23 protein-coding genes are annotated in these 26,269 nt (G+C 69.0%); 10 read left to right on the plus strand and 13 right to left on the minus strand.

Going from position 1 to position 26,269, the window contains the following annotated elements:
* Positions 1-59: 59 nt before the first annotated feature.
* The 4 genes from ABTW65_RS00190 to ABTW65_RS00205 all read right to left on the minus strand — a co-directional run bounded on the left by ABTW65_RS00190 (position 60) and on the right by ABTW65_RS00205 (position 4,522).
* The gene (locus ABTW65_RS00190) at positions 60-431 is read right to left on the minus strand and encodes a DoxX-related protein (protein ID WP_350657741.1); all 372 of its coding nucleotides are present in this window, start codon (positions 429-431) and stop codon (positions 60-62) included.
* Complete coding sequence (locus ABTW65_RS00195; protein ID WP_350657742.1) at positions 428-1,624, minus strand: NAD(P)/FAD-dependent oxidoreductase; 1,197 nt, start codon at positions 1,622-1,624, stop codon at positions 428-430. Before ABTW65_RS00195 ends, ABTW65_RS00190 begins: the two co-directional genes overlap by 4 nt.
* A gap of 98 nt (positions 1,625-1,722) precedes the next feature.
* Complete coding sequence (locus ABTW65_RS00200) at positions 1,723-3,756, minus strand: family 20 glycosylhydrolase (RefSeq protein ID WP_350657743.1); 2,034 nt, start codon at positions 3,754-3,756, stop codon at positions 1,723-1,725.
* 193 nt (positions 3,757-3,949) lie between these two features.
* On the minus strand, positions 3,950-4,522 hold the full coding sequence (locus tag ABTW65_RS00205; protein WP_350657744.1) for a TetR/AcrR family transcriptional regulator: 573 nt from the start codon (positions 4,520-4,522) through the stop codon (positions 3,950-3,952).
* A gap of 166 nt (positions 4,523-4,688) precedes the next feature.
* On the opposite strand from ABTW65_RS00205, the gene ABTW65_RS00210 reads away from it, so the two are divergent.
* The 3 genes from ABTW65_RS00210 (at position 4,689) to betT (ending at position 10,137) form a co-directional block, all read left to right on the plus strand.
* Entirely contained in the window at positions 4,689-6,176 is a 1,488-nt protein-coding gene (locus tag ABTW65_RS00210) for an aldehyde dehydrogenase family protein (RefSeq protein ID WP_350657745.1), read from the plus strand.
* A gap of 5 nt (positions 6,177-6,181) precedes the next feature.
* Positions 6,182-7,918: a choline dehydrogenase gene (gene betA, locus ABTW65_RS00215; RefSeq protein WP_350657746.1), complete on the plus strand. Its 1,737-nt coding sequence runs from the start codon at positions 6,182-6,184 to the stop codon at positions 7,916-7,918.
* A gap of 71 nt (positions 7,919-7,989) precedes the next feature.
* The gene (gene betT, locus ABTW65_RS00220) at positions 7,990-10,137 is read left to right on the plus strand and encodes a choline BCCT transporter BetT (protein ID WP_350657748.1); all 2,148 of its coding nucleotides are present in this window, start codon (positions 7,990-7,992) and stop codon (positions 10,135-10,137) included.
* Here betT and ABTW65_RS00225 read toward each other — a convergent pair.
* The 3 genes from ABTW65_RS00225 to ABTW65_RS00235 form a co-directional block, all read right to left on the minus strand.
* Entirely contained in the window at positions 10,118-10,687 is a 570-nt protein-coding gene (locus tag ABTW65_RS00225; protein ID WP_350657749.1) for a Uma2 family endonuclease, read from the minus strand. The two genes, betT and ABTW65_RS00225, sit on opposite strands and share 20 nt — an antisense overlap.
* A gap of 639 nt (positions 10,688-11,326) precedes the next feature.
* Positions 11,327-12,601 (minus strand): HNH endonuclease signature motif containing protein, encoded by a 1,275-nt coding sequence (locus ABTW65_RS00230; protein ID WP_350657750.1) that lies wholly within the window; start codon positions 12,599-12,601, stop codon positions 11,327-11,329.
* Positions 12,602-13,020: 419 nt separating this feature from the next.
* Complete coding sequence (locus ABTW65_RS00235; protein WP_350657751.1) at positions 13,021-13,416, minus strand: hypothetical protein; 396 nt, start codon at positions 13,414-13,416, stop codon at positions 13,021-13,023.
* A 106-nt stretch (positions 13,417-13,522) separates the two neighbouring features.
* On the opposite strand from ABTW65_RS00235, the gene ABTW65_RS00240 reads away from it, so the two are divergent.
* Genes ABTW65_RS00240 through ABTW65_RS00255 form a run of 4 tightly spaced genes read left to right on the plus strand, consistent with a single transcriptional unit; the run spans position 13,523 to position 16,899 of the window.
* On the plus strand, positions 13,523-14,752 hold the full coding sequence (locus ABTW65_RS00240) for a homogentisate 1,2-dioxygenase (RefSeq protein WP_350657752.1): 1,230 nt from the start codon (positions 13,523-13,525) through the stop codon (positions 14,750-14,752).
* The gene (fahA, locus tag ABTW65_RS00245) at positions 14,749-15,951 is read left to right on the plus strand and encodes a fumarylacetoacetase (protein WP_350657754.1); all 1,203 of its coding nucleotides are present in this window, start codon (positions 14,749-14,751) and stop codon (positions 15,949-15,951) included. The genes ABTW65_RS00240 and fahA overlap by 4 nt, the downstream gene beginning before the upstream one ends.
* Entirely contained in the window at positions 15,948-16,337 is a 390-nt protein-coding gene (locus tag ABTW65_RS00250; RefSeq protein WP_350657755.1) for an acyl-CoA thioesterase, read from the plus strand. The genes fahA and ABTW65_RS00250 overlap by 4 nt, the downstream gene beginning before the upstream one ends.
* A 52-nt stretch (positions 16,338-16,389) precedes the next feature.
* A complete protein-coding gene (locus tag ABTW65_RS00255) occupies positions 16,390-16,899 on the plus strand; it encodes a pyridoxamine 5'-phosphate oxidase family protein (RefSeq protein ID WP_350657756.1) in 510 nt (169 codons plus the stop codon).
* A gap of 4 nt (positions 16,900-16,903) precedes the next feature.
* Here the strand turns inward: ABTW65_RS00255 and ABTW65_RS00260 are convergent, their stop codons facing one another.
* Genes ABTW65_RS00260 through ABTW65_RS00270 form a run of 3 tightly spaced genes read right to left on the minus strand, consistent with a single transcriptional unit; the run spans position 16,904 to position 20,380 of the window.
* On the minus strand, positions 16,904-18,451 hold the full coding sequence (locus ABTW65_RS00260) for an AMP-binding protein (protein WP_350657757.1): 1,548 nt from the start codon (positions 18,449-18,451) through the stop codon (positions 16,904-16,906).
* A gap of 10 nt (positions 18,452-18,461) precedes the next feature.
* On the minus strand, positions 18,462-19,595 hold the full coding sequence (locus ABTW65_RS00265; RefSeq protein WP_350657758.1) for a DUF5938 domain-containing protein: 1,134 nt from the start codon (positions 19,593-19,595) through the stop codon (positions 18,462-18,464).
* A 2-nt stretch (positions 19,596-19,597) separates the two neighbouring features.
* Positions 19,598-20,380 (minus strand): SDR family NAD(P)-dependent oxidoreductase, encoded by a 783-nt coding sequence (locus ABTW65_RS00270; protein WP_350657759.1) that lies wholly within the window; start codon positions 20,378-20,380, stop codon positions 19,598-19,600.
* A 138-nt stretch (positions 20,381-20,518) separates the two neighbouring features.
* Here ABTW65_RS00270 and ABTW65_RS00275 point away from each other — a divergent pair, with 138 nt between their 5' ends.
* Both ABTW65_RS00275 and ABTW65_RS00280 read left to right on the plus strand, forming a co-directional pair.
* Positions 20,519-21,187 carry a TetR/AcrR family transcriptional regulator gene (locus ABTW65_RS00275; protein ID WP_350657760.1) on the plus strand — a complete coding sequence of 223 codons (669 nt, stop codon included), beginning with the start codon at positions 20,519-20,521 and terminating at the stop codon, positions 21,185-21,187.
* Entirely contained in the window at positions 21,184-21,435 is a 252-nt protein-coding gene (locus ABTW65_RS00280) for a hypothetical protein (protein ID WP_350657761.1), read from the plus strand. The genes ABTW65_RS00275 and ABTW65_RS00280 overlap by 4 nt, the downstream gene beginning before the upstream one ends.
* 3 nt (positions 21,436-21,438) lie before the next feature.
* Here ABTW65_RS00280 and ABTW65_RS00285 read toward each other — a convergent pair whose 3' ends face one another.
* Positions 21,439-22,305 carry a DMT family transporter gene (locus tag ABTW65_RS00285; protein ID WP_350657762.1) on the minus strand — a complete coding sequence of 289 codons (867 nt, stop codon included), beginning with the start codon at positions 22,303-22,305 and terminating at the stop codon, positions 21,439-21,441.
* 91 nt (positions 22,306-22,396) lie between these two features.
* Between ABTW65_RS00285 and ABTW65_RS00290 the strand changes: the two genes are divergently transcribed.
* Complete coding sequence (locus ABTW65_RS00290) at positions 22,397-22,933, plus strand: DoxX family protein (protein ID WP_350657763.1); 537 nt, start codon at positions 22,397-22,399, stop codon at positions 22,931-22,933.
* Here ABTW65_RS00290 and nhaA read toward each other — a convergent pair.
* Together nhaA and ABTW65_RS00300 are read right to left on the minus strand one after the other, a co-directional pair.
* Positions 22,930-24,813, minus strand: a complete 1,884-nt coding sequence (nhaA, locus tag ABTW65_RS00295) for a Na+/H+ antiporter NhaA (RefSeq protein WP_350657764.1) — start codon at positions 24,811-24,813, stop codon at positions 22,930-22,932. The genes ABTW65_RS00290 and nhaA overlap by 4 nt on opposite strands.
* A 58-nt stretch (positions 24,814-24,871) precedes the next feature.
* Positions 24,872-26,260 (minus strand): hypothetical protein, encoded by a 1,389-nt coding sequence (locus ABTW65_RS00300; RefSeq protein ID WP_350657765.1) that lies wholly within the window; start codon positions 26,258-26,260, stop codon positions 24,872-24,874.
* Positions 26,261-26,269: the final 9 nt, after the last annotated feature.

Below are 26,269 nucleotides of genomic sequence, written 5' to 3' on the forward strand. Positions count from 1 at the left end.
GTGCCGCGTGATCCCGTGGCGACCGCCGTACGACCGCTGCCTGAACTCCTCCCGAAGGCTCAGCCGAGAAGGACGAAGGCGGCGAGACCGGCGTACGCGAGGTTCACGACGCCCCGGGTGACGACCCCGCCGGTGGTGTCGCTGAGACGGGAGGCACCGGCCGTGTGGCGGAGGTCGTCGAGGTGGACGAGCGTGTAGGCGAGGAACATCAGCACCGCCACGCCGGCCGCCCAGGGGCGGGTGGCCGGGACCAGCAGGCCGATCCCGATCACCACCTCGGCGACCCCGGAGGCGTACACCGTCAGCCGCTTGGCCGGCCACCACTCCGGGACGAGCGGCTCCACCTTGCCGGGGGCGACCAGATGGGCCACCCCGACGACGAGCAGGAGCGCGGCCAGGAGCCAGGCGACGACGGTGACCGCGAGACTCACAGGCTGGGCTCCCGGACCAGCGGTGCCGCTGCCGCCTGGACGCGTGCGGCGCGCGACCTGTCCTTGAGACCGATCGCGGAGCCCGGGTGACGCGCCTCCATCCCCAGGGCCCAGATCGTGCTGCGGCAGACCAGCTCCTTCACCTTCGCCGCGGTCACGCCACGGAGGCGAGCACCCACGGCCGAGTCGTCGCGGCGGGAGAAGTTCACCAGGCCGAGCCCGCGGCCGATACTGATGCACTCGCCCACGAACCCGATGCTAACGGGCTTCGGTGTCGCGCCCGCGAGGCGCTCGAGCACCGTCTCGGCGGCCAACGGCCCGAGCTGGTTGGCCGCCTGGCAGCTCATCCGGTACGGCAGCCCCGACGGCGCGGAGGCGTCCCCGGTCGCGACGATCCTGTCGTCGTCGACGCTGGTCAGGGTCTCGTCGGTGACCAGCCGGCCCACTTCGTCGGTGGAGAGCCCGCTGCGGCGCGCCAGGGCCGGCGTGGTGAACCCGGCGGTCCAGATCGTCACCGAGCTGGTGAGCTCGCGGCCGTTGTCGAGGCGTACCCGGCCGTCCAGCACCTCCGCCACCCGGGCACCCTCGACGATGCCGACGCCCAGCCGCCGCAGGGCGCGCTCGGCGTCCGCCCGGCCCTTCTCGTGCAGCCACGGGCCGAGCCTGTCGCCGCAGATCAGCGCCACGTTCCGGCCGGCCTCGGCGAGCTCGGAGGAGACCTCGATGCCGGTTGGGCCGCCGCCGACGACGACCACCGGCGCGTCGGCCGGCGTCGTCTCCAGCGCGGCCCGCAGCCGGGTCGCCTCCTCGTAGGTCGAGATGCCGAAGGCATGCTCCCGCGCTCCCGTCACCTGCGTCTCGCCGGTGCTGCCGACGGCGTAGACCAGATAGTCGTACGCCACCTCCTGCCCGTCCTCGAGCGCGACCGTCCGCGCGGCGGCGTCGATGGCGCTCACCGTGCCGACGCGCAGACGGACCCGCGGGCTCAGGATGTCGGCGTAGGCCACCACCGCCTCGGACGTACCGCCGACCAGCTGGTGCAGCCGGATCCGCTCGACGAAGTGGTCGCGCGAGTTGACCAGGGTGATGGCGATGTCGTCGCGCTTGGTGAGTCGGTTCGCGGCCATCACGCCGGCGTACCCGCCACCGACGACCACGACCCGGCTCCTGCTGAAGGCTTCTTGTTTGCTCATACCCCAAGGACACCGGCCCCGCGACGTCTGTGACATCGGGAGGTTGTGAAGCCGAGAGTGAGCCATAGGCCACTCTCGGCTTCACAACCTCCGCTCGATCAGGAGACCGTGACGGTGAACCTCGTCGTCGAGCCGTTGGACGCAGTGATCTTGCCGCGATACGTCCCCGGGGAGTCGTACGCATGAGCCGCCGTCACTGCATAGACCCCAGCAGCGTGGAGCGAATCCCGGAATTCAGACGCGGTGAACCGTGAGGGGACCGGAGCCGACCCGTCACCGAAGTCGACTGTCGCGGTGAGCGGTGCGGTCAGCGACGAGCCACCGGTGCTGTCTGCGTCGTCGACCTCGTCGACGGTGACCGTGGTCCCGTCCGTCTTGGTCCCGGGGGCGGCGAGCAGTCCGATCGAGACCGATCCAACCGACCCTGCCGACACCGCAGCATCGGTCCCGGCCAGCTCCGTCGACCAGGCGATCTGCGGCCCGTCGTAGAAGTTGGTGCCGGCGGCAGCCAGTCGCGGACCGACCGAGGCGAGCCGCGCCGCGAAGTCCGACGGCGAGCGCAGCGACTCGGCGGTCCAGCCGGTCTCCCCGTGCGCGAGGATGCGAGGGTAGATCATGAACTCGGCCTGATCGACGCCCCGGATCGTCTCGGACCACAGCGGCGCCTCGGTGCCGAGGATGTGCTCGTCCCCGACGCCCGCGATGACCTCCTGCGGGCTCCAGTCGTAGTAGTGCGCGACGTCGCAGTCGCCCGAGCACGCCCAGGAGAGCCCGATCGGCGTCTTCGGGTGATACTTCATGTCGAGGTAGGACATGTTCCCCGGCGAGACGAGCAGCTTGGCGCCGTCCTCGATGACGGCGCGCTTCGCGCGCTCGGTCGTGCCGGCCCAGTACTGCACACCGTCACCCGCGGTGAGCCCGGACTCGGCGTACTCGTTCCAGCCGATCGTCTTCTTCCCGAGTCCGTGGACGATCGCGAGCGCCCGCTCGACGAACGCCACGTAGCCCTCGTGGCCATAGCGCTGCGTCATCGCATGCGACTCGTCGCCGCCGACGTGCAGGAACTCGGACGGCGTCAGCGCGGCGAGCTGTGAGAAGACGTGCTCGATGAACGTGTAGGTCGCCTCCGAGGTCGGATCGAGGTAGGAGTAGCCGACGTCGATGGTCCCGTTGTGCGGCGCCACCGGCTCGTCCTCGGTCGCCGGGTGGCTCGACCCGGCGGTGTTGAGTTGCGGGATCGCGGCCAGGGCGGCATTCGTGTGGCCGGGGATGTCGATCTCGGGGATGATCTCGATCTCGCGCTCGGCGGCGTACCGCACCAGCGAGCGATAGTCGTCCTGGGTGTAGAACCCAGTGTGACCGTCGGCGCTCTGATACGGGTTGCCGAGCACCGCGGTCGCACCCGAGACCCGGGTCAGCGCCGTGTAGTCGATGTCGTCGTCGGCCGCCCGACCGGAGTTGGTGATGTCGATCCGCCACCCCTGGTCGTCGGCCAAGTGCAGGTGCAGCACCGAGATCTTGGCCGCCGCCGCGGCGTCGATGACCTGCTTGACCTCGTCGACCTCGAGGAACGAGCGGGCGACATCGAGCATGAGTCCGCGATAGCCGAACCGTGGCGCGTCCAGGATCGAGACGGCTGGCACCGTCCAGTCGGTGTTCACCCGGACGGTCGATGAGGCAAACGCCGGCAGCAGTTGACGCAGCGTCTGGGTGCCGTTGAACAGCCCGTGGCGACTCGCCCCGGTGACCTTGACCCCGTTGGCCGTCGAGGAGATCTTGTACGCCTCCGGGTTGCCCTCGACCTCGCCGAACCCGGCCTTGGGGTCGATGGTCAGGACGACATCGCGACGGGTCGCCCTGCCGGCGACGACCGGGAGATCGAAGCCGGTCGCCGGGCGCAGTTCGGCGGCCATGAGGACACCGACCTCGTCGGCGTCAGTGCCACGGGCGACGATCCGGGACTGCTCGGTCAGGACGAAATCGGGCCCGCCCTTCGCGCTCACCTGGAGCGGCTTCGGCACCAGGCCGGGCACGGGGGTCTCGGCCTTGCCCAGACGTTCGGCCCGGGGTTGAGCCGTGGCGGGTGACGTAGTCGACGCGGCGATGAGCATCGTGGCGACGCCGAATGCCAACGCCGTTGTCAGAATTTGGATAGGGCCCGAACGAATCATGCGCATGCCTCCATCAACGGCCAACTCGGTCAACCATCGAGCGTAACGGCGCTAGCGCCGCAGCGTCGCGGAATCAAGGATCGGGGTTCGACCTCTGTCCAGGACCCGGCGGTGTGACATCGACTGGAGCGGTCCGCGTCGGGGGTCGCGCCGGTCAGGCCAGAGCGGAGACGGCGTCCGCCAGATCGTCGACGGACCGGGCGCGCTCTGGAAGGCTCCCGTCGGGACCCAGGCTGAGCTGGAAGCCCATGAAGGCGGCGTCGATGACGTGGGCTGCCCGTTCGGCGACGGCGGGATCCACTCCCGACTTGTCCAGATGCGCGATGAGAACGCGCATCCACAGTGTGTTGGCTTCGCGGACCGCCGAGACGTACGGCTCCCTGCCGAAGAGACCGAGTGCGGCCGCCTCCACGTAGATCCGGCTGCACCGGTCGCCCTCCATCACCGCCCAGAGGTCATAGACAGCGGATCGCAGGTCCTTGGAGGGCTCGAGCGCGGCTACCTCGGCGACCGATCGCTTGTTGGATGTGCGGAGCACGTCGGCGACCAGCTGGTCCTTGGTGCCGAAGTGGTAGAGCAGGACCCGGTTGCTGGTGCCCAGCTCGGCCGCCAGCGGGCGCAGGCTCAGGCCGATCAGGCCGTGCTCGTGGACGTAGTCGGTCGCCAGTTCGGCCCAGGCAGCGCGGCGCTGTGGATCTTTCGCGGGCGCGGTACCAGCGGTCGTCATGCGGCGACTGTAACAACCGCCGCAGCCATTTGTATCAGTTGCAACAAATTTGTACCACCTGCAACAACTTTGTCCTCCCAGCACTTGACCTGGTCCTTCACTCGGCGCAGGATCATTTGCAATTCACCCGCGGTTGCCTGTTGAGCAACCCGACGTCGGAGGTTGCATGAGCCAGATCTACATCGACGGGCGCTGGTTGCCCGCGCAGTCGGGCGAGCAGCGGGAGATCCGCTGCCCAGCCGACGGCGCGGTTGTCGGAACCGTTGCGGAGGCTGGAGCGGAGGACACCCGGGCCGCGATCGCCGCGGCGCGGAACGCCTTCGACAGTGGCGTGTGGCCGGCGACGCCTGCGCGGGAGCGCGGCGACCTGCTGCTGAGGGTCGCCGACCTGCTCGAGCGGGACACCGCGATCGTCGCTCGGGCGGAGTCGCTCGACACCGGGAAGCGGCTGGTCGAGAGCGAGTACGACGTCGCCGACGTGGTCTCCGTGTTCCGTCATTTCGGCCACATCGCCACCGAGGACGCCGGGCGGGTGGTCGACACCGGGAACCCTTCCGTCAAGAGCCGGATCGTCCACGAGCCGGTCGGGGTCTGCGGACTGATCACCCCGTGGAACTACCCGCTGCTGCAGGTCGCGTGGAAGGTCGCGCCGTGCCTGGCCGCGGGCAACACGTTTGTGCTCAAGCCCAGCGAGATCACGCCGCACACCGCGATCCACCTGATGAAGGTGCTCGAGGAGGCCGGCCTGCCGGCCGGTGTCGGCAACCTGATTCTCGGCGAGGGCCCGACCGCCGGCGCGCCGCTGTCCGAGGACCCGCGCGTCGACCTGGTCTCCTTCACCGGTGGCCTGGCCACGGGTAAGCGGCTGATGGCCAACGCCTCAGGCACCGTGAAGAAGGTCGCCCTCGAGCTCGGTGGCAAGAATCCCAACATCGTCTTCGCCGACTCCGACCTCGAGACCGCGCTCGACTTCGCGCTGACCGCGGTCTTCCTGCACTCCGGCCAGGTCTGCTCCGCCGGAGCGCGGCTGATCATCGAGGAGTCGATCAAGGACCGCTTCGTCGACGAGCTCGTCGCCCGGGCCGAGCAGATCCGCCTCGGCGGCCCCTTCGACGATGAGGCTGAGACCGGGCCGCTGACCAGCAGCGCCCACCGGGACAAGGTCGAGGCGTACGTCGCGAGGGGTCTGGCCGAGGGCGCCACCCTGCGCACCGGCGGGAAGCGCCCCGACGGCGCCGAGTTCGCCGACGGCTTCTACTACCTGCCGACCATCCTCGACGACTGCACCACCGAGATGAGCGTGACCCAGGACGAGTCCTTCGGACCGGTCCTCACCGTCGAGACCTTCAGCGACGAGGACGACGCCGTTCGCATCGCCAACGACTCCATCTACGGCCTCGCCGGTGCGGTGTGGACCTCCGACGCCGGCCGCGCCGAGCGGGTCGCCGCCAGGCTCAGGATGGGCACGGTCTGGATCAACGACTACCACCCGTACGTCGCCCAGGCGGAGTGGGGCGGCTACAAGCAGTCCGGGATCGGGCGCGAGCTCGGCCAGGCCGGGCTGGAGGAGTACCGCGAGACCAAGCACATCTGGCACAACATCGATCCCAGCCCGCAGCACTGGTTCGCGCCGCGTACCGCCGAGGAGAAGTGAAGACGATGACCCAGACCTACGACTACGTGATCGTCGGCGGTGGCTCGGCCGGCTCCGCGCTCGCCAACCGGCTCAGTGCCGACCCTTCCACGAGCGTTCTGGTCCTCGAGGCCGGCCACAGCGACTTCAAGATCGACCCGTTCATCCACATGCCCGCGGCGCTGCCGTTCCCGATCGGCTCGAAGCTCTACGACTGGGGCTACGAGACCGATCCTGAGCCTCACCTCGGTGGCCGAAAGGTCTACCACGCGCGCGGCAAGGTGCTCGGCGGCTCGAGCTCGATCAACGGGATGATCTTCCAGCGCGGGAACCCGTTGGACTACGAGCGCTGGGCGGCCGACCCCGGTATGGAGACCTGGGACTACCGCCACTGCCTGCCCTACTTCAAGCGCATGGAGAGCCGCTTCCTCGAGGACGGCACCTCCGGCGCCGACCAGTGGCGCGGCGGCTCCGGCCCGCTGCATCTCGAGCGCGGCCCCGCCGCGAACCCGCTCTTCTCGGCCTTCTTCGAGGCCGCCCAGGAGGCCGGCTACCCGCTCACCGACGACGTCAACGGCTACCGCCAGGAGGGGTTCGCCCCCTTCGACCGCAACGTCAAGCACGGCCGTCGCTGGTCGGCCGCCCGGGCCTATCTGCACCCGGTGATGAGCCGCCCCAACCTCGAGGTCGAGACCTTCGCGTACGCCACCAAGATCCGCTTCGACACCTCCGGCGACGTCCCGCGGGCGACCGGCGTGGACTACGTACGCGGTGTCGGCCGGGCGAGCCGGGAGCACACCGTCAACGCCGGCGAGGTGATCTGCTGCGGCGGTGCGATCAACACGCCCCAGCTCCTCCAGCTCTCCGGCGTGGGGGAGGAGTCGCTGCTGCGGCAGCACGGCATCGACGTCGTGCACAACCTTCCCGGCGTGGGCGAGAACCTCCAGGACCACCTCGAGGTCTACATCCAGTACGCCTCCAAGCAGCCCGTCTCGATCGCACCCGGTCTGGTGTGGCACCAGCGGCCCAAGATCGCCTGGCAGTGGCTCTTCCAGAAGAAGGGCCTGGGCGCGACCAACCACTTCGAGGGCGGCGGGTTCGCGCGGTCCAATGAGGACGTGGACTGGCCCAACCTGATGTTCCACTTCCTGCCCATCGCGATCCGCTACGACGGCTCGATGGCGCCCGGTCAGGAGAAGGGCCAGCACGGCTACCAGGTGCACATCGGCCCGATGTACGCCGACACCCGCGGGCACGTGCGGATCAAGAGTGCCGACCCGGCGCAGAAGCCGTCGATGCTGTTCAACTACCTCTCCACCGCGACGGACCGGAAGGAGTGGGTGGAGGCGGTCCGGGTGGCGCGCAACATCCTCAACCAGCCCGCCTTCGCGCCGTTCAACGCCGGCGAGATGTCCCCGGGTCCGAGCGTGGAGACCGACGAGGAGATCCTCGAGTGGGTCCGCAAGGACGCCGAGACCGCGCTGCACCCCTCGTGCACCGCCGCGATGGGGACCGGCGAGATGGCCGTCACCGACCCCACCTCGTTGAAGGTGCACGGCACCGAAGGACTGCGGGTCGTGGACGCGAGCGTCTTCCCGTACGTCACCAACGGCAACATCTACGCGCCCGTGATGATGGTCGCGGAGAAGGCGGCCGACCTGATCGCCGGCAACACCCCGCTGGCGCCCTCCGATGCTCCCTACTACCGCCACCGCGACGACTCGCCGCTGTGGCCTGTGGGAGACCCGCGCAACCAGTCCTGAAACCCAATCGTGACCCGAACCGGCGCCGGGTGGACTAGCCTGCCGGGCACCCGAACCGGAGGAGACAGCTCATGCCGGAGACAATCGACCCGTCGCGTACGCCCTTGGGTGAACCCGCCGCAGACCCAGACGAGATCCCGACGACGAAGCCGGAGCTGAACAAGACCGTCTTCTTCGGCTCCGCCGGAGTGGTGGTCGCGTTCACGCTCTTCACGTTGCTCGCCCCGGAGACCTCCGGGACCGCGATCGGGCACGTGGTCACCTGGATCTCGGACTACTTCGGCTGGTGGTACTTCGCGCTGGCCGCCGGGCTGATCGCCTTCGTGCTGTTCATCTGCCTGTCCCGCTACGGGCGGATCCGGCTCGGCCCGGAGGAGTCCCGGCCGGAGTACTCGATGTTCACCTGGACCGCGATGCTCTTCGCGGCCGGCATCGGCGCCGACCTGATGTTCTACTCCGTCGCGGAGCCGGTCTCGCAGTACCTCACCCCGCCCACCGGCGAGGGCAGCACCATTGCCGCCGCCGAGCAGGCGGTGACCTGGACGCTGTTCCACTACGGCCTCTCCGGCTGGGCGATGTACGCGGTCATGGGCATGGCGCTGGGCTACTTCTCCTTCCGCCACGGGCTGCCGCTGTCGATCCGCTCCGCGCTCTACCCGATCTTCGGCAAGCGGGTCCACGGGCGCCTCGGTGACGGCATCGACCTGGCCGCGGTCCTCGGGACCATCTTCGGTATCGCCACCTCGCTCGGCATCTCGATCGCGCTGCTCAACGCGGGGCTCAACGTCCTCTTCGACATCCCCGAGGGCCGCGGCGCGCAGGTCGGCCTGGTCGTGGTCGCGGTGCTGCTCGGCACCATCTCGGCGATCTCCGGTGTCGACAAGGGCATCCGTCGGCTCTCCGAGCTCAACGTGCTGCTCTCGCTGGCGCTGATGCTCTACGTGCTCTTCTCCGATGACACCGCGTTCCTGCTCAACTCGCTGGTGATGAACCTCGGTGACTACCTGGTGCACCTGCCCGGGATGAGCTTCGACACGATGCCGTACGACACCGCCGAGAACCCCGACGTCGGGGTCTGGAAGAACCTGTGGACGCTCTTCTTCTGGGCGTGGTGGGTGGCCTGGTCGCCGTTCGTCGGGCTGTTCCTGGCGCGGATCTCGCGCGGGCGTACGATCCGGCAGTTCCTGGTCGGCGTGATGATGATCCCGTTCGGCTTCATCCTGCTGTGGGTCTCGATCTTCGGCAACAGCGCCCTGGGCCGGATCCGAGGCGGCGACGCCGAGTTCGGCGAGCTGACCAACAGCAACTACGCGCAGGGCTTCTACGCCTTCCTCGAGGCCTACCCGGCGGGGACCCTGGTGATCGCGGTCGCCACGCTGACCGGCTTCCTCTACTACGTCACCTCGGCCGACTCGGGCGCGCTGGTGATGGGCAACTTCACCTCACGGCTGCCGCACCCGATGGCCGACTGCTCGATCCCGGTACGCATCTTCTGGTCGTTCGCGATCGGCGCGCTGACCCTCGCCCTGATGTTCGCCGGTGGGGATGCGTGGCTGACCACGCTGACCAACGCGACGATCATCATGGGGTTGCCATTCTCGATCGTGCTGGCACTGGTCGCGGTCGGCCTCTATCGCTCGCTACGGCTGGAGTCGTTCAAGACCGACAGCGTGCGCTACGCCCTCCCGGCCGCGATCTCCTCGGCCCGTCTGGTCGGGGCGGCCGAGGGTGCCGTACGTCCGTCGCTGTCGCAGCGCCTGCGCCGTTCGGTCACCTATCCGACGGCCAGGGACACCGAACGGTTCGTCGCCACGGTCGCGAAGCCGGTCCTCGAGGAGGTCGCCGCCGAGCTCTCCTCGCACGGGCTGTCCTCGGTCGTGACCGAGACCAAGGCCGTACGCGGCATCGCCGGTGTCCAGCTCCACACCGATCTGGAGGACGCGCCGGCGTTCGTCTACAAGGTCACGCCGCTGCCGTGCCCGGCGCCGACCTTCGCGGTCGGCCGGGTCACCGGTGAGGTCTACTTCCGTACCGAGGTACACCTCGCCGAGGGCACCCAGGGCTACGACGTCAACGGCTACTCACGCGAGCAGCTGATGGGTGACGTCCTCGACCAGTACGAGCGCCACCTCTCCTACCTCCACCTCGTCCAGCAGGAGCAGCTGCATGCCGAGGTGCCCGAGGCGCCGGAGGAGAACGTCAGCGGAGCAGATCGGTGAGGTCGATCTTGACCGGGAACGGCACCGGGACGTCGAGCCTGTCGCGGAAGATCCCGATCGGGACGTAGGTGTTGGTGAGGACGTCGCGCTCGTAGACATGGATCGCGGGCGCGCCGTCCTCGTTCTCGATGCGCCAGTAGTGGGCGATGCCCGCCTCGGCGTACTTCTGCGGCTTCACCGACCGGTCGCCGTGCTCGGACTCCGGCGAGACCACCTCGACCACCAGGGCCACGGTGTCGGCGTCGTAGAACGACGCCTGGTCGGAGATCCGCGCCGTGCTCACCAGCACGTCCGGCTCCGGCCGGTTGCGCCTGTCCAGCACCACCGTCAGTTCCCGATCCACCTCGAACCCGTCCGGCGCCTGCGCCGTCAGCGCGTTGGTCAGGGCCGTGACGAGCCGACTGTGCCAGCGGCGCTGCGGTGACATATTGAAGACCAGGGCTCCGTCGATGAGTTCGGTATGACGCGGCGCCTCGACGAGCATGTCGAGGTCTTCGGAGTACCAACCCTCCTCACGGGGAGGGTGCATCCAGTCGGGCAACGCGGTCATGTTTCGAGGATACCGCCTGTGGCTGGGGTCGGTGGGTGAGCGCGGACGTGACCGTGGCTCCGTTTCAGTGTTTCGCCGCCGACCCTTGGTTCGATTGTTTCTCGATCGCGCGCCGCGTCAAGGACGGGCTTCGCCCGCCGGCTTCGCCGGTCGCCTGCGGCGATCCTTGACCCGGCGCGCGATCGAGAAAGATTTGGCCTGTATCGGGTCGGCGGCGAGGGTGTGGTGCAGCGGATTCAGTTGGGTACGGGCTTGATATCCGTGGCTGGTCGTGCGCGGGCAGCCCGGTGCCTTCGTCGGTGCCTACGACAGTGGGCGGGACCTTGTGAATCGTTCACAAGGGAGCCGTCGCTTTTGGCCTGGTCGGGTTCGGTGCCGGCAGGATCATCAGTTCCCCACTGATCCGAAGAGCTCCCCACGGGCGCGGAGCTTCCCCATCCTCCGGAGGGTGGGGGAACCTTCACCGCCGTGGGGAAATGTCCCCGCCAGCAGGGAAACGGCGAAGGTGGAGTCGAGGAAAGTTGACCGAACGCTCGTTGGGCACGGGACGGACGGCGTCAGCGAGAGCTGGGGCCGCTCAGCGGTGGTGTCGTCAGGGCTGGCGGGCAGGCCTGGTGGAGCGATTCCTCGCCCAGCTGGTCAGGGGCGGCGGGTGAACCGGATCGTGCCGTCGGGTAGTCGCTCATGAACGTAAACCGGGTTGTGCGCCAGACGGTGATGATGGGGACACAACAAGGCCCCGTCCTTCAGGTCTGTCTTCCCGCCCGCCGCCCACGGGTCGAGGTGGTGGGCGTCGCACCACTCCGGGGGCATGTCGCAGCCCTCGGCCTGGCAGCACTTCTGCTGCAACCGGAGTGCTTTGCGCTGGATCGGCTGGAAGAACCTACTGCCGCGCCCGGCGTTGAGGACTTCGCTGTCACCGCCGAGGACCCACGGAATGATCGTGGCGTTGCAGGCCATCCGACGGGCCTCGGCCGCCGAGATGGTGGTGCCGTTGGTCTCGTCGTAGCCCAGGGTGGCGATACCGAGGTCTTTGCGGAGCTCCTCGAGGGAGATCACCACGTTGATGGTGGTCGCATCGCCACCGTGGCGGGGCAGCGAGGCCGGGTCGACGGTCTCCAACAACCGGGCGAAGCCCTGGCCCATCAGTCGCTCCCACGGCGGCAGCGGGGCGCCCTTGCCGATGAGTTGTTGTTTGCGGGGTTGGGCCCAGGCCTCCACCAGCCGCTTGAAGCGCATCCCGATCGAGACCGGCAGCACGCCCTCGAACCCAATCGTCCCGTCGTAGTTGTCCCACACCCGCAACGCCGTCTTCTGCTGCGCCCGTTCCTCCTCCGCCAGGAGGGCCTTTGCTTCGGCATCTTCGAACCGGACCGGATCGACCTCACGCAGGATACGTTTCCCGACGATCCGGAGTTCGTTGGCGGTCAACCCGTTGGCGTAGTCGACCAGCAGTTTCTCGGCCAACACCAGGTCCTCAGCACTCGCGACCGGGTCGGCCTCGATCTTGTCGAGTGCCTTGGTGATCACCCGGGCTTTGTCCTGGGACACAACACCTTCGGCGAGGCCGGCAGCGACTAGCTCGTACTTCGCGACACTGGCCGCGAGTTTGATCTGCGACCGGGCTACGCCCTTGTCGACCAACAACTCGGTTCGCATCCACCCGGAGGCGTCTTTCGTGCCGGTTTCTTCGGCGATGTCGCCTGCCGTAGCGAGGACTCGCAGCTTCAGTGCGGCTTGTTGGGCTTGGAGTTTCTCCAACCGTTCCAGCAGGTCCTTCTTCTGGTCCGTGCGCCAGTAGGCAGGCTCGGTGGCCAGCAGCTCTTGGAGCGCGGTCTCGATGGCCTTCAAGGCAGCGTCGATCGCATCGCCGGGGTTGGTGCCCCAGTGGTCGATCGAGCGGCCGAGACTCATCGCGCTCCTGCCCTTCAAACGGGTGCTGTGATGCGTCTGATTCTACGCCTTCCGCCACCCTCGGGCCATTTATTTTCCCAGGTCAAACCCGGGTTTCGCGGTGAGCGAACGACCTCGTATCTGTGGATGGTAAGTGGCCCGAAGGGCCACCCTTCCGCCCCATCAACCCCAACCTTCCGCCCCATCAACCCCAACCTTCCGAGCAAAGATCTCTCCGCGCCACACCCGGGCCGCCGCCCCGATAGCCAGCCAAATCTTTTCTCGACGGGCCCCGGTGTCAAGGACCGCGAAGCGGCCGGCGAAGCCGGCGGCCGAAGGCCGTCCTTTACTCCGGGGCCTGGCGAGAAGACCCTTCAAGAGAGGGTCGGCGGCCCACCCCAACCCCGAAAACACGGCCCGCAACAGAGGTGAAAACAGACTCACCCGAAGTCGATGAGCCGCCCATCCTCATGCATCACACAACCCCGCCCAATCCAAGCAACAGCGTGCTCCTTGTCCCCGACAGCAATGTGCGAATAGCTAGGCGGAACCCAGACGAGCTCAAAGTCGACGTCACCCAGCGCCGCCTCAGTAGCCCGAACGGCATCGTCGGAAGGGTCGAGGGTGCGTACAGCCTGTTCGACGGAGTCGAAGTATTTTCGGCCGGCCTCGGAGAGCTCCTTGGCGCACCACGCGCACGTGCCCAACGACTCGACCTGCGCAAGAGTGGCCCTGATCGGGGCGTCGAGACCGAGGAGCTGGGGGCAGGCCCGGACATGCAGGAGACGACCCGTCGCGTGTGCGACGAAGAGGGTCTCGGGGGTGTCGGAGGGCATCTCCGGAGCCTAGGGGAGGGAGGCATGCCCCGGGAGGTACCTGGGACGAATTCAGGACGTTCGGCCCCCGTGATCGCTGTGGTCCAGGTCACGTACGATCCGGGGTATGGCGCATTACCAACAGCGCGGGCACATCCCGCCCAAGCGGCACACCCAACACCGCGACGGAGAAGGGAATCTCTACTACGAAGAGCTCATGGGCGAGGAGGGGTTCTCCTCGGACTCCTCCCTGCTCTACCACCGCCACATCCCCTCGGCGGTGAAGGACGTACGCATCTGGGAGCTGCCCGACCACGGCACCACCCCCAACCACCCCCTGCGCCCGATGCACCTCGGGCTTCACGACCTTTTCCCTGGTGAAGACAGGCTGAGTTCGACTTGGGGGGCCAACGACGCGGTGACCGGGCGCCGCCTGGTGCTCGGCAACGGCGACGTACGTCTTCACTATGCGGTGGCGGGGGAGACCTCGCCGCTCTACCGCAACGCGATCGGCGACGAGTGTGTCTACGTCGAGTCCGGGACCGGTGTCGTCGAGACGGTCTTCGGCGACCTGATGGTGGGGGAGGGCGACTACGTGGTGATCCCGCGCGCCACCACCCACCGCTGGGTGCCGGTCGGCGATGCCCCGCTGCGGGTCTACGCGATCGAGGCGAACTCCCACATCGCCCCGCCGAAGCGCTACCTCTCCCGGTTCGGCCAGTTCCTCGAGCACGCCCCGTACTGCGAACGGGACCTCCGGCTCCCGACCGACCCGCAGACCGTGGACGCGACCGAGGCGGAGGCCCAGGGGATTGAGGTCTACATCAAGCACCGCGGCCCGGGCGCCGGCGGCATCGCCGGCTCGGTCCATGTCCTCCCGCACCACCCGTTCGACGTCGTCGGCTGGGACGGCTGTCTCTATCCGTACGTCTTCAACATCGCCGACTACATGCCGATCACCGGCAAGGTCCACCAGCCGCCGCCGGCCCACCAGGTCTTCGAGGGCAACAACTTCGTGATCTGCAACTTCGTGCCGCGCAAGGTGGACTACCACGAGCTCGCGGTGCCGGTGCCCTACTACCACTCCAACGTCGACTCCGACGAGGTCATGTTCTACGTCGGCGGCGACTACGAGGCCCGCAAGGGCTCCGGGATCGGCATCGGCTCGATCACCCTCCACCCCGGCGGCCACGCCCACGGACCGCAGCCCGGAGCGATGGAGCGCAGCCTGGGAGCGGAGTTCTTCGACGAGCTCGCGGTCATGGTCGACACCTTCCGGCCCTTGGAGGTCGGCGAGGCCGGCGCCACGGTCGACGACGGCAAGTACGCCTGGACCTGGGCGGGAGGCCGCCAGTGACGTCGTGGCTGGACATCAACAACAGTCAGTTCGGCCTCGAGGCGCTTCCGTACGCCACCTTCCGCACCTCCGCGGACCCCACCCCGCGACTCGGGGTGCGGATAGGTGACCTGGTGCTCGATGTCGCCGCAGCGGCCGAGGATCTGGCCGGGCACTGCGAGGGTGGCCTCGACGGGCTCCTCGCCGCGGGGCCCGACGTATGGGCGCAGGTGCGCGCCGAGGTGACCCGGCTGCTCAGCGAGCCCGCGTGCGAGGCCGAGGTCAGGCCGCACCTGGTGGCGATCGAGGACACCGACCTGCTGCTGCCGTTCACGGTGGCCGACTACGTCGACTTCTACGCCTCCGAGCACCACGCGTCCAACGTCGGGAAGATGTTCCGCCCCGACTCCGAGCCGCTGACGCCCAACTGGAAGCACCTGCCGATCGGCTATCACGGCCGCTCCGGCACCGTGGTCGTCTCCGGCACGGACGTCGTCCGGCCGACCGGGCTGCGGAAGACTCCCGACGGGATCGTCGACGGCCCCTCGATCCGGCTCGACATCGAGGCCGAGCTCGGGTTCGTGGTCGGCGTCGGCTCCGAGATGGCTCACCCCGTCCCGCTCGCCGAGGCCGCCGACCACATCTTCGGGATCACCCTCCTCAACGACTGGTCGGCGCGCGACATCCAGGCCTGGGAGTACGTCCCGCTGGGCCCGTTCCTCGGCAAGTCGTTCGCCACCTCGATCTCGCCGTGGGTCCTCCCGCTCGCGGCGCTCGAGGCGGCGTGGGTCCGGCCCCCGGAACGAGACGTTCCGCTGGCCGGGTACCTGGACGACTCGGCGCTGGAGCCCTGGGCACTCGACCTCGCCTTCGAGGTGCGGCTCAACGGTTCGCTGGTCGCCGAGCCGCCGTACGCCACCATGTACTGGACCGCCCCGCAGATGCTCGCGCACATGACCGCCAACGGTGCCTCGCTGCGTATCGGCGACCTGTTCGGCAGCGGCACGATCAGCGGCCCCGAGCCGGGCCAGCGCGGCTCGCTGCTCGAGCTCAGTTGGTCGGGGGCCGAGCCTTTCAAGCTGGACGACGGGTCGATGCGCACGTTCCTGGAGGACGGCGACGAGGTCACCATCACCGCCACCGCGCCGGCGCCGGGCGGCGGCCGGATCGCACTCGGCGAGGTCAGTGGGCGGATCCTGCCCGCGAAGGAGCGCGCATGACGTCGGTCTACGAGTTCTCGCCCCGTTACTTCGAGGTCGACATGCAGGGGGTGATGTTCAACAGCTGGTACCTCGGCTACGTCGACGAGGCGATGAACCACTTCATCGACGCGCGCGGGGTGCCCTACTCCCGCTGGAAGGAGCTGGGGGTCGACGCTCACCTCGCCCACGCCGACCTGGACTGGAAGGCCGGCATCGGCTTCGGCGACCGGGTCCAGGTGCCGGTGCGCACCACCCGGATCGGCACCAAGAGCTTCACGCTCGAGTTCGAGTTCCGCCGGGGCGAGGACGTCACCTGCGCCGTGTCGGTCGTCTACGTGATCGTCGCCGCCGACGGCTCCGGGTCGATCGCCATCCCGCCCGAGATCGCCGCCGCGATCGAATAGCTGCGCAAGAACGGTCAAGCGACCCGGGGGCCGTCGGTGTGAGACTCGTCGTGTGCACGAGACAGACGAAGAGATCGCCGACCTGCAACGCCTCCTGGACGCCTCGATCGGCCGCGCGAGCGGCCATCTGACCGGCATCGTCAACAACGACCAGCGCCTGAATGCCCGTCAGCTCGTCACCGAGCTGACGGGCATGAAGGTGCTGGTTCTGGCCACCGTGACCGCCCGCGGTGAGCCGCGGACCAGCTGCGTCGACGGCCACTTCGTACACGGTCGTTGGCTGTTCGGGACCTCGCCCACCGCCATCAAGGCCAAGCACATGCTCGCCCGCCCGGCCGTCAGCGCGACCCACGTCGACGGTGAGCGCATCGGCGTCTTCACCCACGGCCAGGCGCACGTGGCCTCCGAGGGGCAGGAGTTCGAGGAGCACAACGCCTACTTCACCGAGTTCTACGGCTCGGACCCGCAGACCTGGGAGGGGCCGGGCGTCGTCTACGCCACCATCGAGCCGAGCTGGATGGTGGCGTACGCCGCCGACCCCGCCTCATTTCCGACGAGCTGAGTAGTTACTCGGCACCACGAACAAGGCTCTTCTTGATCTCGGTCTTGAGCACCTTGCCGACCTTCGAACGCGGCAGGTCGGGCCAGACCTCGATCTGCTTGGGGGTCTTGACCGCGCCGATCCGCTCCTTGACGTACGCCTTGAGCTCGGCGACGTCGACCTCGGCACCGGGCCGGGGGAGGATGACGGCGGTGACGCGCTCGCCCCACTTCTCGTCGGGAAGCCCGATCACCGCGCAGTCGGCGACGGAGGGGTGGGTCATCAGCGCCTGCTCGACCTCGGTGGAGTAGACGTTGAAACCACCGGTGATCACCATGTCCTTGGCGCGGTCGACGATGTGCAGGAACCCGTCCTCGTCGAGGAACCCGATGTCGCCGGTGTGATGCCAGCCGTGCGCGCTCGCCTCGGCGGTCGCCTCGGGGTTGTCGAGATAGCCGCGCATGACCAGGGAGCTGCGTACGACGATCTCGCCACGCTCACCGGAACCGAGCAGCGTGCCGCGCTCGCCCATGATCGACACGGTCACCAGCGGTGCCGGACGACCGGCCGAGGAGAGGCGCTCGGTGGCGACGGTGCCGTCCGCGTGGAAGTGGTCGGCGGGCGCCATGGTCGCGATCATCATCGGCGCCTCGGTCTGCCCGAACAGCTGCGCCATCACCGGACCGATCCGGGTCAGCGCTTCCTCGAGACGCGTCGCCGACATCGGCGCCGCGCCGTACCAGAAGCAGCGCAGCGAATCGAGGTCGGTCGACTTCAGCGCCGGGTGGTCCAGCACCAGGTAGATCAGCGTCGGCGGCAGGAACGTGTGGGTGACGTGGTGGCGCTCGATGTGCTCGAGGAACGCGCCCACGTCCGGCGTACGCATCACCACGATCTTGCCGCCCAGGCACAGCACCGGGAAGCAGAGCACCCCGGCGGCATGGGTGAGCGGGGCGAGCGCGAGATAGGTCGGACGTTCCGGCGCACCCGGCCACGGGTAGGCCATCAAGGTGATGGCCGACATCGTCTCCAGGTTGGCGCCGGTGAGCATGACGCCCTTGGGGCGCCCGGTGGTCCCGCCGGTGCCGACGACCATGGCCAAGTCATCCACGACGTCGAATGGCTCGAACACCTCGTCGGCCGAGCCGAGGAAGTCGTCCCAACCGATCGCCCAGTCATAGGTCGCGTCGAGGCAGACCAGGGTGGTCAGCTCCGGCAGATCTCCGCGGATCTGGTCGACCAGGCCGGCGAAGGACGACTGGAAGATCAGCGCCGAGCAGCCGAAGAGGTCGAGAAGCTCCCGGTTCTCCGCTGCCTCGCTGCGCGGGTTGATAGGGCACCAGACGCCCCCGGCACGACTGATCCCGAAGACGGAGGCGAAGGCGACCGGGTCGTTGGCCGAGAGGATGGCGACCTTCGCGCCCGGGGCGACGCCGCGGGCCCGAAGGCCCGCGGCGACGCGCACCGAGAGATCGACGACCTCGGCGTACGACCAGGTGTCCTCGCCGCAGACGAGACAGGGCGCGTCGCCTCCGAGCGAGGCACCCTTGTCCAGATAGTCGACGAGCCGCATCCGGCCGCCCTCAGCCGCGCTGCCGGGTCACGACCGGCTCCGAGACGAGGCCGAAGGCCTGCAGCTGGCCGAGGAGTTCGCGGTGGCCGAACGCCTGGCAGCCCGAGGCGAAGCCCACCCGGCGAGGCGGCTGCTGCAGCAGCGAGTAGGCGACGTACGCCTGCAGCAGCCCGGTCTGCTTGTAGTTCTGGTTGCCGTGGATGACGCAGTGCGCGCGTCCGAGCGGGCCGGAGGCGTGCACCGAGTCGAGCGACTTGTTGAGCCGCGGGTTCTCACGCGGCGGCATCTGGTTCATCACCTGGGCCGCGGTGGCGGTGAGCGCCTCGTCGCGCTGCTCGGCGTCCATGTCCTTGGTCGCCTCGAGCGCAGCCGCCACGATCTGCGGCACCCCGTTCATCAGCGCGGCGTTGAAGACGCCACCCTGGGCCTTGCAGCTGGCCACCTTCGGGTCGCGTCGGTACCAGACCGGGTGCGAGGTGCCGCCCCACGGCAGCGAGAGCGCCAGCTCGTGCTGGCCCGGCACCACCAGCGGGACCAGCCCGGCGGTGGGGTCGAACTCGACGTACGCGTTCTGCTCGAGGAAGTGCGCCTTCGAGGTCGCCGCGTTGACCAGGATCGTGCGGGTCGAGGCGATCGTGGGGGAGCCACCCCAGAAGACCGCGATGTCGAGGGTGTCGAGGCCGGGTTGCTCGAGGCAGATCTCGGCGGCGATCTCGCCGGTGGTGTACATCTGTGCGATGCCCGGCGCGAGCAGCAGGCCCTTCTCGGCGAAGCCCTCGCTGTAGGTCTCGTCGCAGGTGATCAGCCAGTCCTGCTCGCCGGTGGTGTCGGTGTAGTGGACGCCGGCGGCCATCGCCGCCTCCACGACCTGGGGACCGTACGTGGAGAACGGGCCGACGGTGTTGAGCACGACGCGAGCGCCGGTGAGCAGCTCGGTGAGCGCCTCGACGGAGTGCTCGACCTCGGCGATCTCGTAGTCGGCGGTCTCGATGCCGGGCACGTTGGCGGCCATCGAGGCGACCAGCTTGTCCTTGGAGCGGCCGGCGGCCACGAACGGCACCCCGAGCTCGCGCAGGTATTCACACACCAGCCGGCCGGTGTAGCCGGAGGCGCCGTAGACGACGACAGGCTTGTTCTCGCTCATGGTCACATCCCCATTCCGCCGTCGACCGCGAGGCCGACGCCGTTGACGAAGGCCGCCTGGTCGGAGGCCAGGAAGACGACTGCGTTGGCCATGTCCTCGACCGTGCCGAGGCGTCCCGACGGGGTCAGCTCGATGACGCCGCCGACGGCCGCCTCCGGAGATTCGAAGAGACCGAGCTTGGCGACGTCGTCGGCGAGCCTGGCACCCATCTCGGTCGGCACCAGGCCGGGGTAGATGCAGTTGACGCGTACGCCGTAGCCGAGCTTGCCGCTCTCCATAGCCGCGACCCGGGTGAGCCGGTCGACGGCGCTCTTGGTGGCCGAGTAGACCGAGATGCCGGGGAAGGCGATGGTGGCCGCGACCGAGGCGACGTTGACGATCACGCCTCCGTTGTCGGCGGCGCCGTCGGACCGCATCGTACGCAGCCCGTGCTTGAGTCCGAGGGCGGTGCCGAGCACGTTGACCTCGAGCATCTTCCTCACATCGTTCGGGTCGAGCTCGGTGACCAGGCTGGTGATCTCGACACCGGCGTTGTTGACCAGGATGTCGAGCCCGCCGAATGCCTCGACCGCGGCGGCCGTGCCCGCCTCCCAGGAGGCGTCGTCGGTGATGTCGAGGTGCACGAAGGTGCCGCCGATGGACTCGGCCACCTTGGCGCCCTGGTCGTCCTGCACGTCGGCGACGGCCACCTTGGCGCCGGCCGCCGCGAGCGCTCGGGCGATTCCCTCGCCCAAGCCTTGGGCACCGCCGGTGACGAGTGCTGTACGTCCACTCAGATCGGTCATCGTGACTCCTTCGTCGATGTGATGTGGACCACAGGTAATCGCGTATCTTGACGAGTGTCAAGATTTCTCTTGACGATTGACCAGAAAATGGTCCGAATGGCATCGACCGGCGCACGGGAGGGGGTATCGTTTCCGCCCATGACCCAGGTCGCCGCACCCAAGTCGCCTCGCCGCACGCCTGCCGACAAGCACGACGAACGCCGCAAGGCCCTCGCTGAGTCGGCGCTGCGTACGTTGGGGGAGCTGGGCTACGCCCGCGCCAGCCTGCGCGAGATCGCCAACAACTCCGAGTTCAGCCACGGCGTCGTGCACTACTACTTCAACGACAAGCTCGAGCTGATCGTCTTCTGCGTGCGCTACTACAAGGAGACCTGCGTCCACCGCTACGACGGTGTCGTCGCCGAGGCCACCTCCCCGGACGACCTCGTCGCCCGCTTCGGCGACAAGCTGGTCGAGACGATCGTCGAGGAAGCGCCGATGCACCGGCTCTGGTACGACCTGCGCTCGCAGTCCATGTTCGAGGAGAGCCTGCGCGAGGCGGTCACCCAGATCGACCAGAGCCTGGAGGACATGATCGCGCGGGTCGTGAACCGCTACGCCGCGCTCGCCGGCACCGAGCCCGCGATCGCGGCGCCGGTGGTCTACGGGATGTTCGACGGTGTCTTCCAGCAGGCGCTGCTGGGCTACCTCAACGGTCGCGACGGCGCTCTGGAGGACCTGCGCAACCAGGTGGCCGGGCTGATGCCGATGCTGCTGGCGCAGCCCGCCGAGACCACCATCAGCCACGAGCAGGGAGAGCTGGCATGACACCGATGATCGGCCTGCCCACCGGAGCCGAGTGGGCTTCCCTGATCGGTGGCATTCTGCTGCTGCTGGTCTGGTTCGCGCTCACCGTGTGGTGGCTGGTGATGCTGGTGCAGGCCCTCCGGACGCCGGACAGCGTGTGGGCCGCGGCCGATCAGAGCAAGATCCTCTACGTCCTGCTGATGATCTTCCTCGGCTGGCTCGGGGCGCTCCTCTACGTCGTCATCGCCCGGCCCAGGCTCCGTTCCTGAGCCTCACACGACCATCGCGACCACGGCGGCCGCGGCTAGGACCGTCGCGGCGACGCGTACCCTCCCGATCGGCTCGCGCAGCACCAGCGCCGCTGCGAGCGCGACCCAGATCAGGCTCGAGCTGCGCACCGCCGCCACCAGTGAGACCGGGGCGTGCAGCGTGGCGTAGAGGCTGAGGACGTACGAGGTGGGGATCAGCACCGCCAGCACGGCCACGGTCCGCGCGTGGATCCTGAGCTGGCGCAGCCCCTCGGCGTACTTCCCGTGCACGATCACGCTCCACAGCACCACCTGGATCACCGTGCCGACGGCGTAGTAGGCGATCGGGTCGAGGCCACGCTCGACGACCACCCAGCCGTCGTAGGTCGTGTAGCCGGCGATCGAGACGGCGATGCAGGCGGACCACAGCAGCGGCTTGGCCTGCAGCGAGCCCCGGGTGCGCACGGTCTCGAACAGCAGCGCCCCGACCGCCGCCGCCATCAGGAGTACGCCACCCCACTGCGCCCAGCTCAGCCACTGCCCGAGGACCACCATGCCGGTGAGTGCCACCACGACCGGGGCCAGGCCGCGGGAGAGCGGGTAGATCTGGCTGACGTCGAAGTCCTGGTACGCCACCTGGACCAGGCCCATGGTCAGCGCATGCATCGCGGTGCTGCCGAGCGAGAGCAGGAGAAGCTCCCATGTCACCGCGATGCCGTGCCCGCGCACGATCATCACGACTGCGGTGACCGTGACGACCAGGCAGCTCTCCACGATCGCCACCGCCCACAGCGCCGGTCTCCCTGCGGGCGCGATGGTCTTCGACGCCGTGTTCCAGGCAGCGTGGGCGACCGCCGAGCCCAGGGCGAGAGTGACTCCGAGCAGCAGCATTCGGGCGAGCCTACGGCGTCGCTGCACGCATCGTGACCGGACTCCTCCTAGGGTGGGCCACTCCAACCCCACAACACCGAGGACTTCTGTGATGGACCCCGTCGACCTGGCTCTGATGATTCTTCGTCTCGCCGTGGGTGGCACGATGATCGCGCACGGCGTCAACCACTGGCGCGGAGGCGGCAAGATCGCCGGCACCGCCGGCTGGTTCGAGAGCCTCGGCCTGCGCCACGGCACCCTGCAGGCATGGGCCAGTGTGGTCACCGAGATCGGCGCCGGCGTACTGCTGATCCTGGGCCTGATCACGCCGCTGGCCGCAGCTGGCGTCGTCGCGGTGATGCTGGTGGCCGCGCTGCTGGCGCACCGCCCCAACGGGTTCTTCATCTTCAAGGACGGCTGGGAGTACGTGATGATCCTGGCCGTCGTCTCGGTCGTGCTCGGCGTCACCGGCCCCGGCACGATCTCGCTCGACGCGACCTTCGACATCGTCTACGACGGCTGGATCGGCGGCGCGGTCGCGCTCGGCGGCGGTCTGCTCGGCACCGCCCTGCTCCTCGCCGCGTTCTGGCGGCCGCAGCGGGACGGGGCGCCCGTGGAGGCCGATGAGGAGCCGACCCCGGAGGCCTAACGGCGCGAGCGCATCCCGAGCCGAGCGGTCTCCCCGGTGGCGGAGCGCTCGAGTTCGGCGATGAGGGTGCGGGCGTCGTAGCGGCCCTCGTGGCGGTGTGACCCGACGAAGAACGTCGGGGTGCCCCGGGCGCCGCTGTCGTTGGCCGAGGCCATGTCCTCGCGGACGTGCTCGGCGAGCTCCGGGTCCTCGAGGTCGCGAAGGAACTGCTCGACGTCGAGCCCGAGGACACCGGCGTAGCCGGCCAGGTCCTGGTGCTCGAGCTCGTTCTGATGCTCGAAGAGGTGCTTGTGCATCTCCCAGAACTTGCCCTGCCGGGCGGCGGCCTCGGCTGCGACGGCAGCCAGCTCGGCATGCGGGTGCTGGGCGAGGGGGAGGTGGCGTACGACGTAGCGGATCCGGGGGCCGAAGTAGTCGCGGACCTCGTTGGCGGTGCCGGTGGCCCGGGCGCAGAAGGGGCACTCGTAGTCGAGGTACTCGACCAGGGTGACCTCGGCGTCCTCGGCACCATAGATGTGGTCGCGCTCCGGATCGACCGGCGGTGAGAGCAGCTTCGGCAGGGCCGCGTCACGCTGGCCGAGGAAGCGCGCGGCGAGCTGGAAGATCACCCAGCCGAGCGCGGAGGCGATCACGACGGCGAGGAGTACGCCGACGATCGCGTCGCGCTGCAGCGTCTCGGAGTCGAAGGCGAGGGTGGTGATCAGCAGCGCGACGGTGAAGCCGATCCCCGACAGCGCGGCGCCGCCGAGAACATGGCCGCCACCGACGCCCTGGGGTAGCCGCCCGATCCGTAGGCGCGTGGCCACGAGCGCGCCGCCGCCGATCCCGAGCGTCTTGCCCAGGACCAGACCGGCCACGACACCCCAGGTCACCGGCGAGCGCAGTGCTTCTCCGAGGACGCCGTCGCGCAGGTCGACGCCGGCGTTGGCGAGTGCGAAGACCGGCACGATGAGATAGCTCGTTGGTACGTGCAGCGTCTCCTGGAGCCGCTCGTTGACCGAGATCGTGCGGGTCAGCTCGTCGCGGGTCTCGCGCTGCAGCGTGGGCAGCGGCGACTGCCGGAACGCCCGGAACCGCGAGGTCGCGACCTCCATCTGGGCCCGGGTCGGCTCCGCCGCCGGCACCAGCAGGCCGGCCAGCATCCCCGCGATCGAGGCGTGCAGGCCGGCGCCGAGGGTGGCCACCCAGGCGATCAGGACGAGCAGCACATAGGGCCCGGCCCGCCACACCTTGACCCGGTCGAGCACGAAGATCCCGACGAGGGCCAGTCCGGCCACCACCAGCGGGCCGACCTCGAGGTTCTTGGTGTAGGCGACCCCGATCACGCTCACCGCGACGATGTCGTCGATGACGGTCAGCGTGAGCAGGAAGATGCGCAGCTGGGTGGAGACCGCCGGCCCGACCAGCGCCAGCATGCCGAGCAGGAACGCGGTGTCGGTGCCGATCACGATGCCCCACCCGCGCGCCGCCTCACCCGACGGGTTGAGCAGCAGGTAGATCATCGCCGGCAGGATCAGGCCGCCGGCGCCGGCGATCAGTGGGACCACCATGCGGCGACGATCGGTCAGCTCGCCGACGGCGAGCTCGCGGCGTACCTCGAGGCCGACGACGAAGAAGAAGACCACCATCAGGCCGTCGTTGACCCAATGGTGCAGGTCCATCGAGAGCCCGACGTCGCCGAACCGGACCGAGAACACCGTCTCCCACAGGTGCTCGTAGCCGTGCGACCACGGCGAGTTGGCCCAGGCCAGCGCCAGCAGCGAGGCGACCACGAGCAGCGCGGCGCTCGTCGACTCCAGATGCATGAAGTGCCGCAGCCTGGTGCCGAGCTGCCCGGTCAGGTCCTCGTCACGCCGGCACTGCGTCTGCTGTTTCCCCACGGAATGATCCTAGGCCGGACAGGCGTCGCGACCTGTGGCTGTCCGTGTGAGAGTCGCCTCAGCGCCGTACGGCGACCGGGCCGGCGAGCGTGCCCTGGAGCAGGGTGCCGTCGGGGAGGATCGTGCCGACCATCTGCAGGGTGTTGGCCAGCGGGCCTAGGCCGAGGAAGGTCTCGGAGAGGATCTCGCCGTCGGCCGGGTCGATCCGGGCCAGCCGCCAGGTCAGGCCGCTGCCGCGGCGGGTAACCGTGTAGAGCACGTCTTCGCCGCGGGAGAGCCGGGGGACCGCGGCGGAGGGCACCTCGTTGCGCCAGACCGACGCACAGGTGCCGGAGCGCTCGTCGATGTCGATGCGCTCCATGCCGCCGGCGAAGTCGGCCTTCGCCGGGACGGACTCGCCCGCGTCCTCAGTCGCCTGCGCGGGGTAGGGGTAGCCGTAGGTGCTGGCGATGTAGACCGAGTTCTCCCAAGCGACGGGGGAGTTCTCGGTGCCGCTGCTCTCCTCGGTGAGGATCGGGACCCGGCAGACCTCGCGCCCGTCGCGTGCCCGGTAGACCAGGAGGTTCTCGCGCGGGCTGGCGTTGTCGGTGATCACCACGAACTCCGCGCCCGTGCGCTCCCCGAAGAACGTCGGCGTCGATCCGCTGCCGTGGCTGAGCTGTCCCGGCTTGCGGGCCTCGCCACGGTCATAGGGCTGTCGCCAGACGGTTCGCACGCCGTCGCCGTCGGCACGCAGGAGGTACGTCGCGTGGTCGGTCGTCACCGCGACCCCGCTCGGGGCGCTGGAGATGGAGTTGGCGACCTTCTCGCCGCCGGTGCCGAGACTCGCGGTGACGACGTCGCCCTCCGGCGTGACGTACCCGGCACGGCCCTGGGCGGTCGCGAACCAGATGTTGGCGTCGTAGCCCGGTCCGACGGTCGTGACCGCGTCGCCGTTCGGCATGTTCAGCGGCACCTCGCGCGCCACGTCGATCGACCAGCGGAAACGGGACTTGGAGTGAGCCAGCCAGAGCAGCGAGCCGGATCCGTCGACGGTGACGAGTCGCGACTCGTTGTCGACGTAGGCGTAGACGCCGCCGAGCAGCGACCCGGCCGAGAGATGGCGCCGGGCGACCGGGAGGAGCGTGCTGGGGTCGAGGAGGTAGAGGCTGGGCGCCCGGTCGATGTACTCGGTGCACAGCGCCTGCACCATGCCGTCGGCACCGCTGAGGATCGTCGGGCACACGGCGGGCAGCGGCACCGGCTGCGCGGGGGAGGGGTCGGCCCCCGGCCCCTCGAACGGCGTCGTGTCGGACGCCCCGGCGTCGCCGTGCATGTTCCAGGTGCCGTCCGGACCGGCGTACGGGTTCGGCGGCATGGTCGCGCCGGCCGCTGGGCCGACTGCCGGGCCGGCAAGGAGGGCGACGAGGGCCAGAAGGACGGTGGCGGGCGCGGTCCGGCGGATCATGATGAGGAT

It is taken from the genome of Nocardioides sp. NPDC127503 (genome assembly GCF_040302165.1).
Taxonomy (GTDB): Bacteria; Actinomycetota; Actinomycetes; order Propionibacteriales; family Nocardioidaceae; genus Nocardioides.

What these genes read in the sequence shown, in the direction of transcription:
- ABTW65_RS00195 (WP_350657742.1), bottom strand. Translation starts at nt 1,624, where the DNA reads ATGAGCAAACAAGAAGCCTTCAGCAGGAGCCGGGTCGTGGTCGTCGGT.
- ABTW65_RS00205 (WP_350657744.1), bottom strand. Translation starts at nt 4,522, where the DNA reads ATGACGACCGCTGGTACCGCGCCCGCGAAAGATCCACAGCGCCGCGCT.
- ABTW65_RS00210 (WP_350657745.1), top strand. Translation starts at nt 4,689, where the DNA reads ATGAGCCAGATCTACATCGACGGGCGCTGGTTGCCCGCGCAGTCGGGC.
- betA (WP_350657746.1), top strand. Translation starts at nt 6,182, where the DNA reads ATGACCCAGACCTACGACTACGTGATCGTCGGCGGTGGCTCGGCCGGC.
- betT (WP_350657748.1), top strand. Translation starts at nt 7,990, where the DNA reads ATGCCGGAGACAATCGACCCGTCGCGTACGCCCTTGGGTGAACCCGCC.
- ABTW65_RS00225 (WP_350657749.1), bottom strand. Translation starts at nt 10,687, where the DNA reads ATGACCGCGTTGCCCGACTGGATGCACCCTCCCCGTGAGGAGGGTTGG.
- ABTW65_RS00230 (WP_350657750.1), bottom strand. Translation starts at nt 12,601, where the DNA reads ATGAGTCTCGGCCGCTCGATCGACCACTGGGGCACCAACCCCGGCGAT.
- ABTW65_RS00235 (WP_350657751.1), bottom strand. Translation starts at nt 13,416, where the DNA reads ATGCCCTCCGACACCCCCGAGACCCTCTTCGTCGCACACGCGACGGGT.
- ABTW65_RS00240 (WP_350657752.1), top strand. Translation starts at nt 13,523, where the DNA reads ATGGCGCATTACCAACAGCGCGGGCACATCCCGCCCAAGCGGCACACC.
- ABTW65_RS00250 (WP_350657755.1), top strand. Translation starts at nt 15,948, where the DNA reads ATGACGTCGGTCTACGAGTTCTCGCCCCGTTACTTCGAGGTCGACATG.
- ABTW65_RS00260 (WP_350657757.1), bottom strand. Translation starts at nt 18,451, where the DNA reads ATGCGGCTCGTCGACTATCTGGACAAGGGTGCCTCGCTCGGAGGCGAC.
- ABTW65_RS00265 (WP_350657758.1), bottom strand. Translation starts at nt 19,595, where the DNA reads ATGAGCGAGAACAAGCCTGTCGTCGTCTACGGCGCCTCCGGCTACACC.
- ABTW65_RS00270 (WP_350657759.1), bottom strand. Translation starts at nt 20,380, where the DNA reads ATGACCGATCTGAGTGGACGTACAGCACTCGTCACCGGCGGTGCCCAA.
- ABTW65_RS00275 (WP_350657760.1), top strand. Translation starts at nt 20,519, where the DNA reads ATGACCCAGGTCGCCGCACCCAAGTCGCCTCGCCGCACGCCTGCCGAC.
- ABTW65_RS00280 (WP_350657761.1), top strand. Translation starts at nt 21,184, where the DNA reads ATGACACCGATGATCGGCCTGCCCACCGGAGCCGAGTGGGCTTCCCTG.
- ABTW65_RS00285 (WP_350657762.1), bottom strand. Translation starts at nt 22,305, where the DNA reads ATGCTGCTGCTCGGAGTCACTCTCGCCCTGGGCTCGGCGGTCGCCCAC.
- ABTW65_RS00290 (WP_350657763.1), top strand. Translation starts at nt 22,397, where the DNA reads ATGGACCCCGTCGACCTGGCTCTGATGATTCTTCGTCTCGCCGTGGGT.
- ABTW65_RS00300 (WP_350657765.1), bottom strand. Translation starts at nt 26,260, where the DNA reads ATGATCCGCCGGACCGCGCCCGCCACCGTCCTTCTGGCCCTCGTCGCC.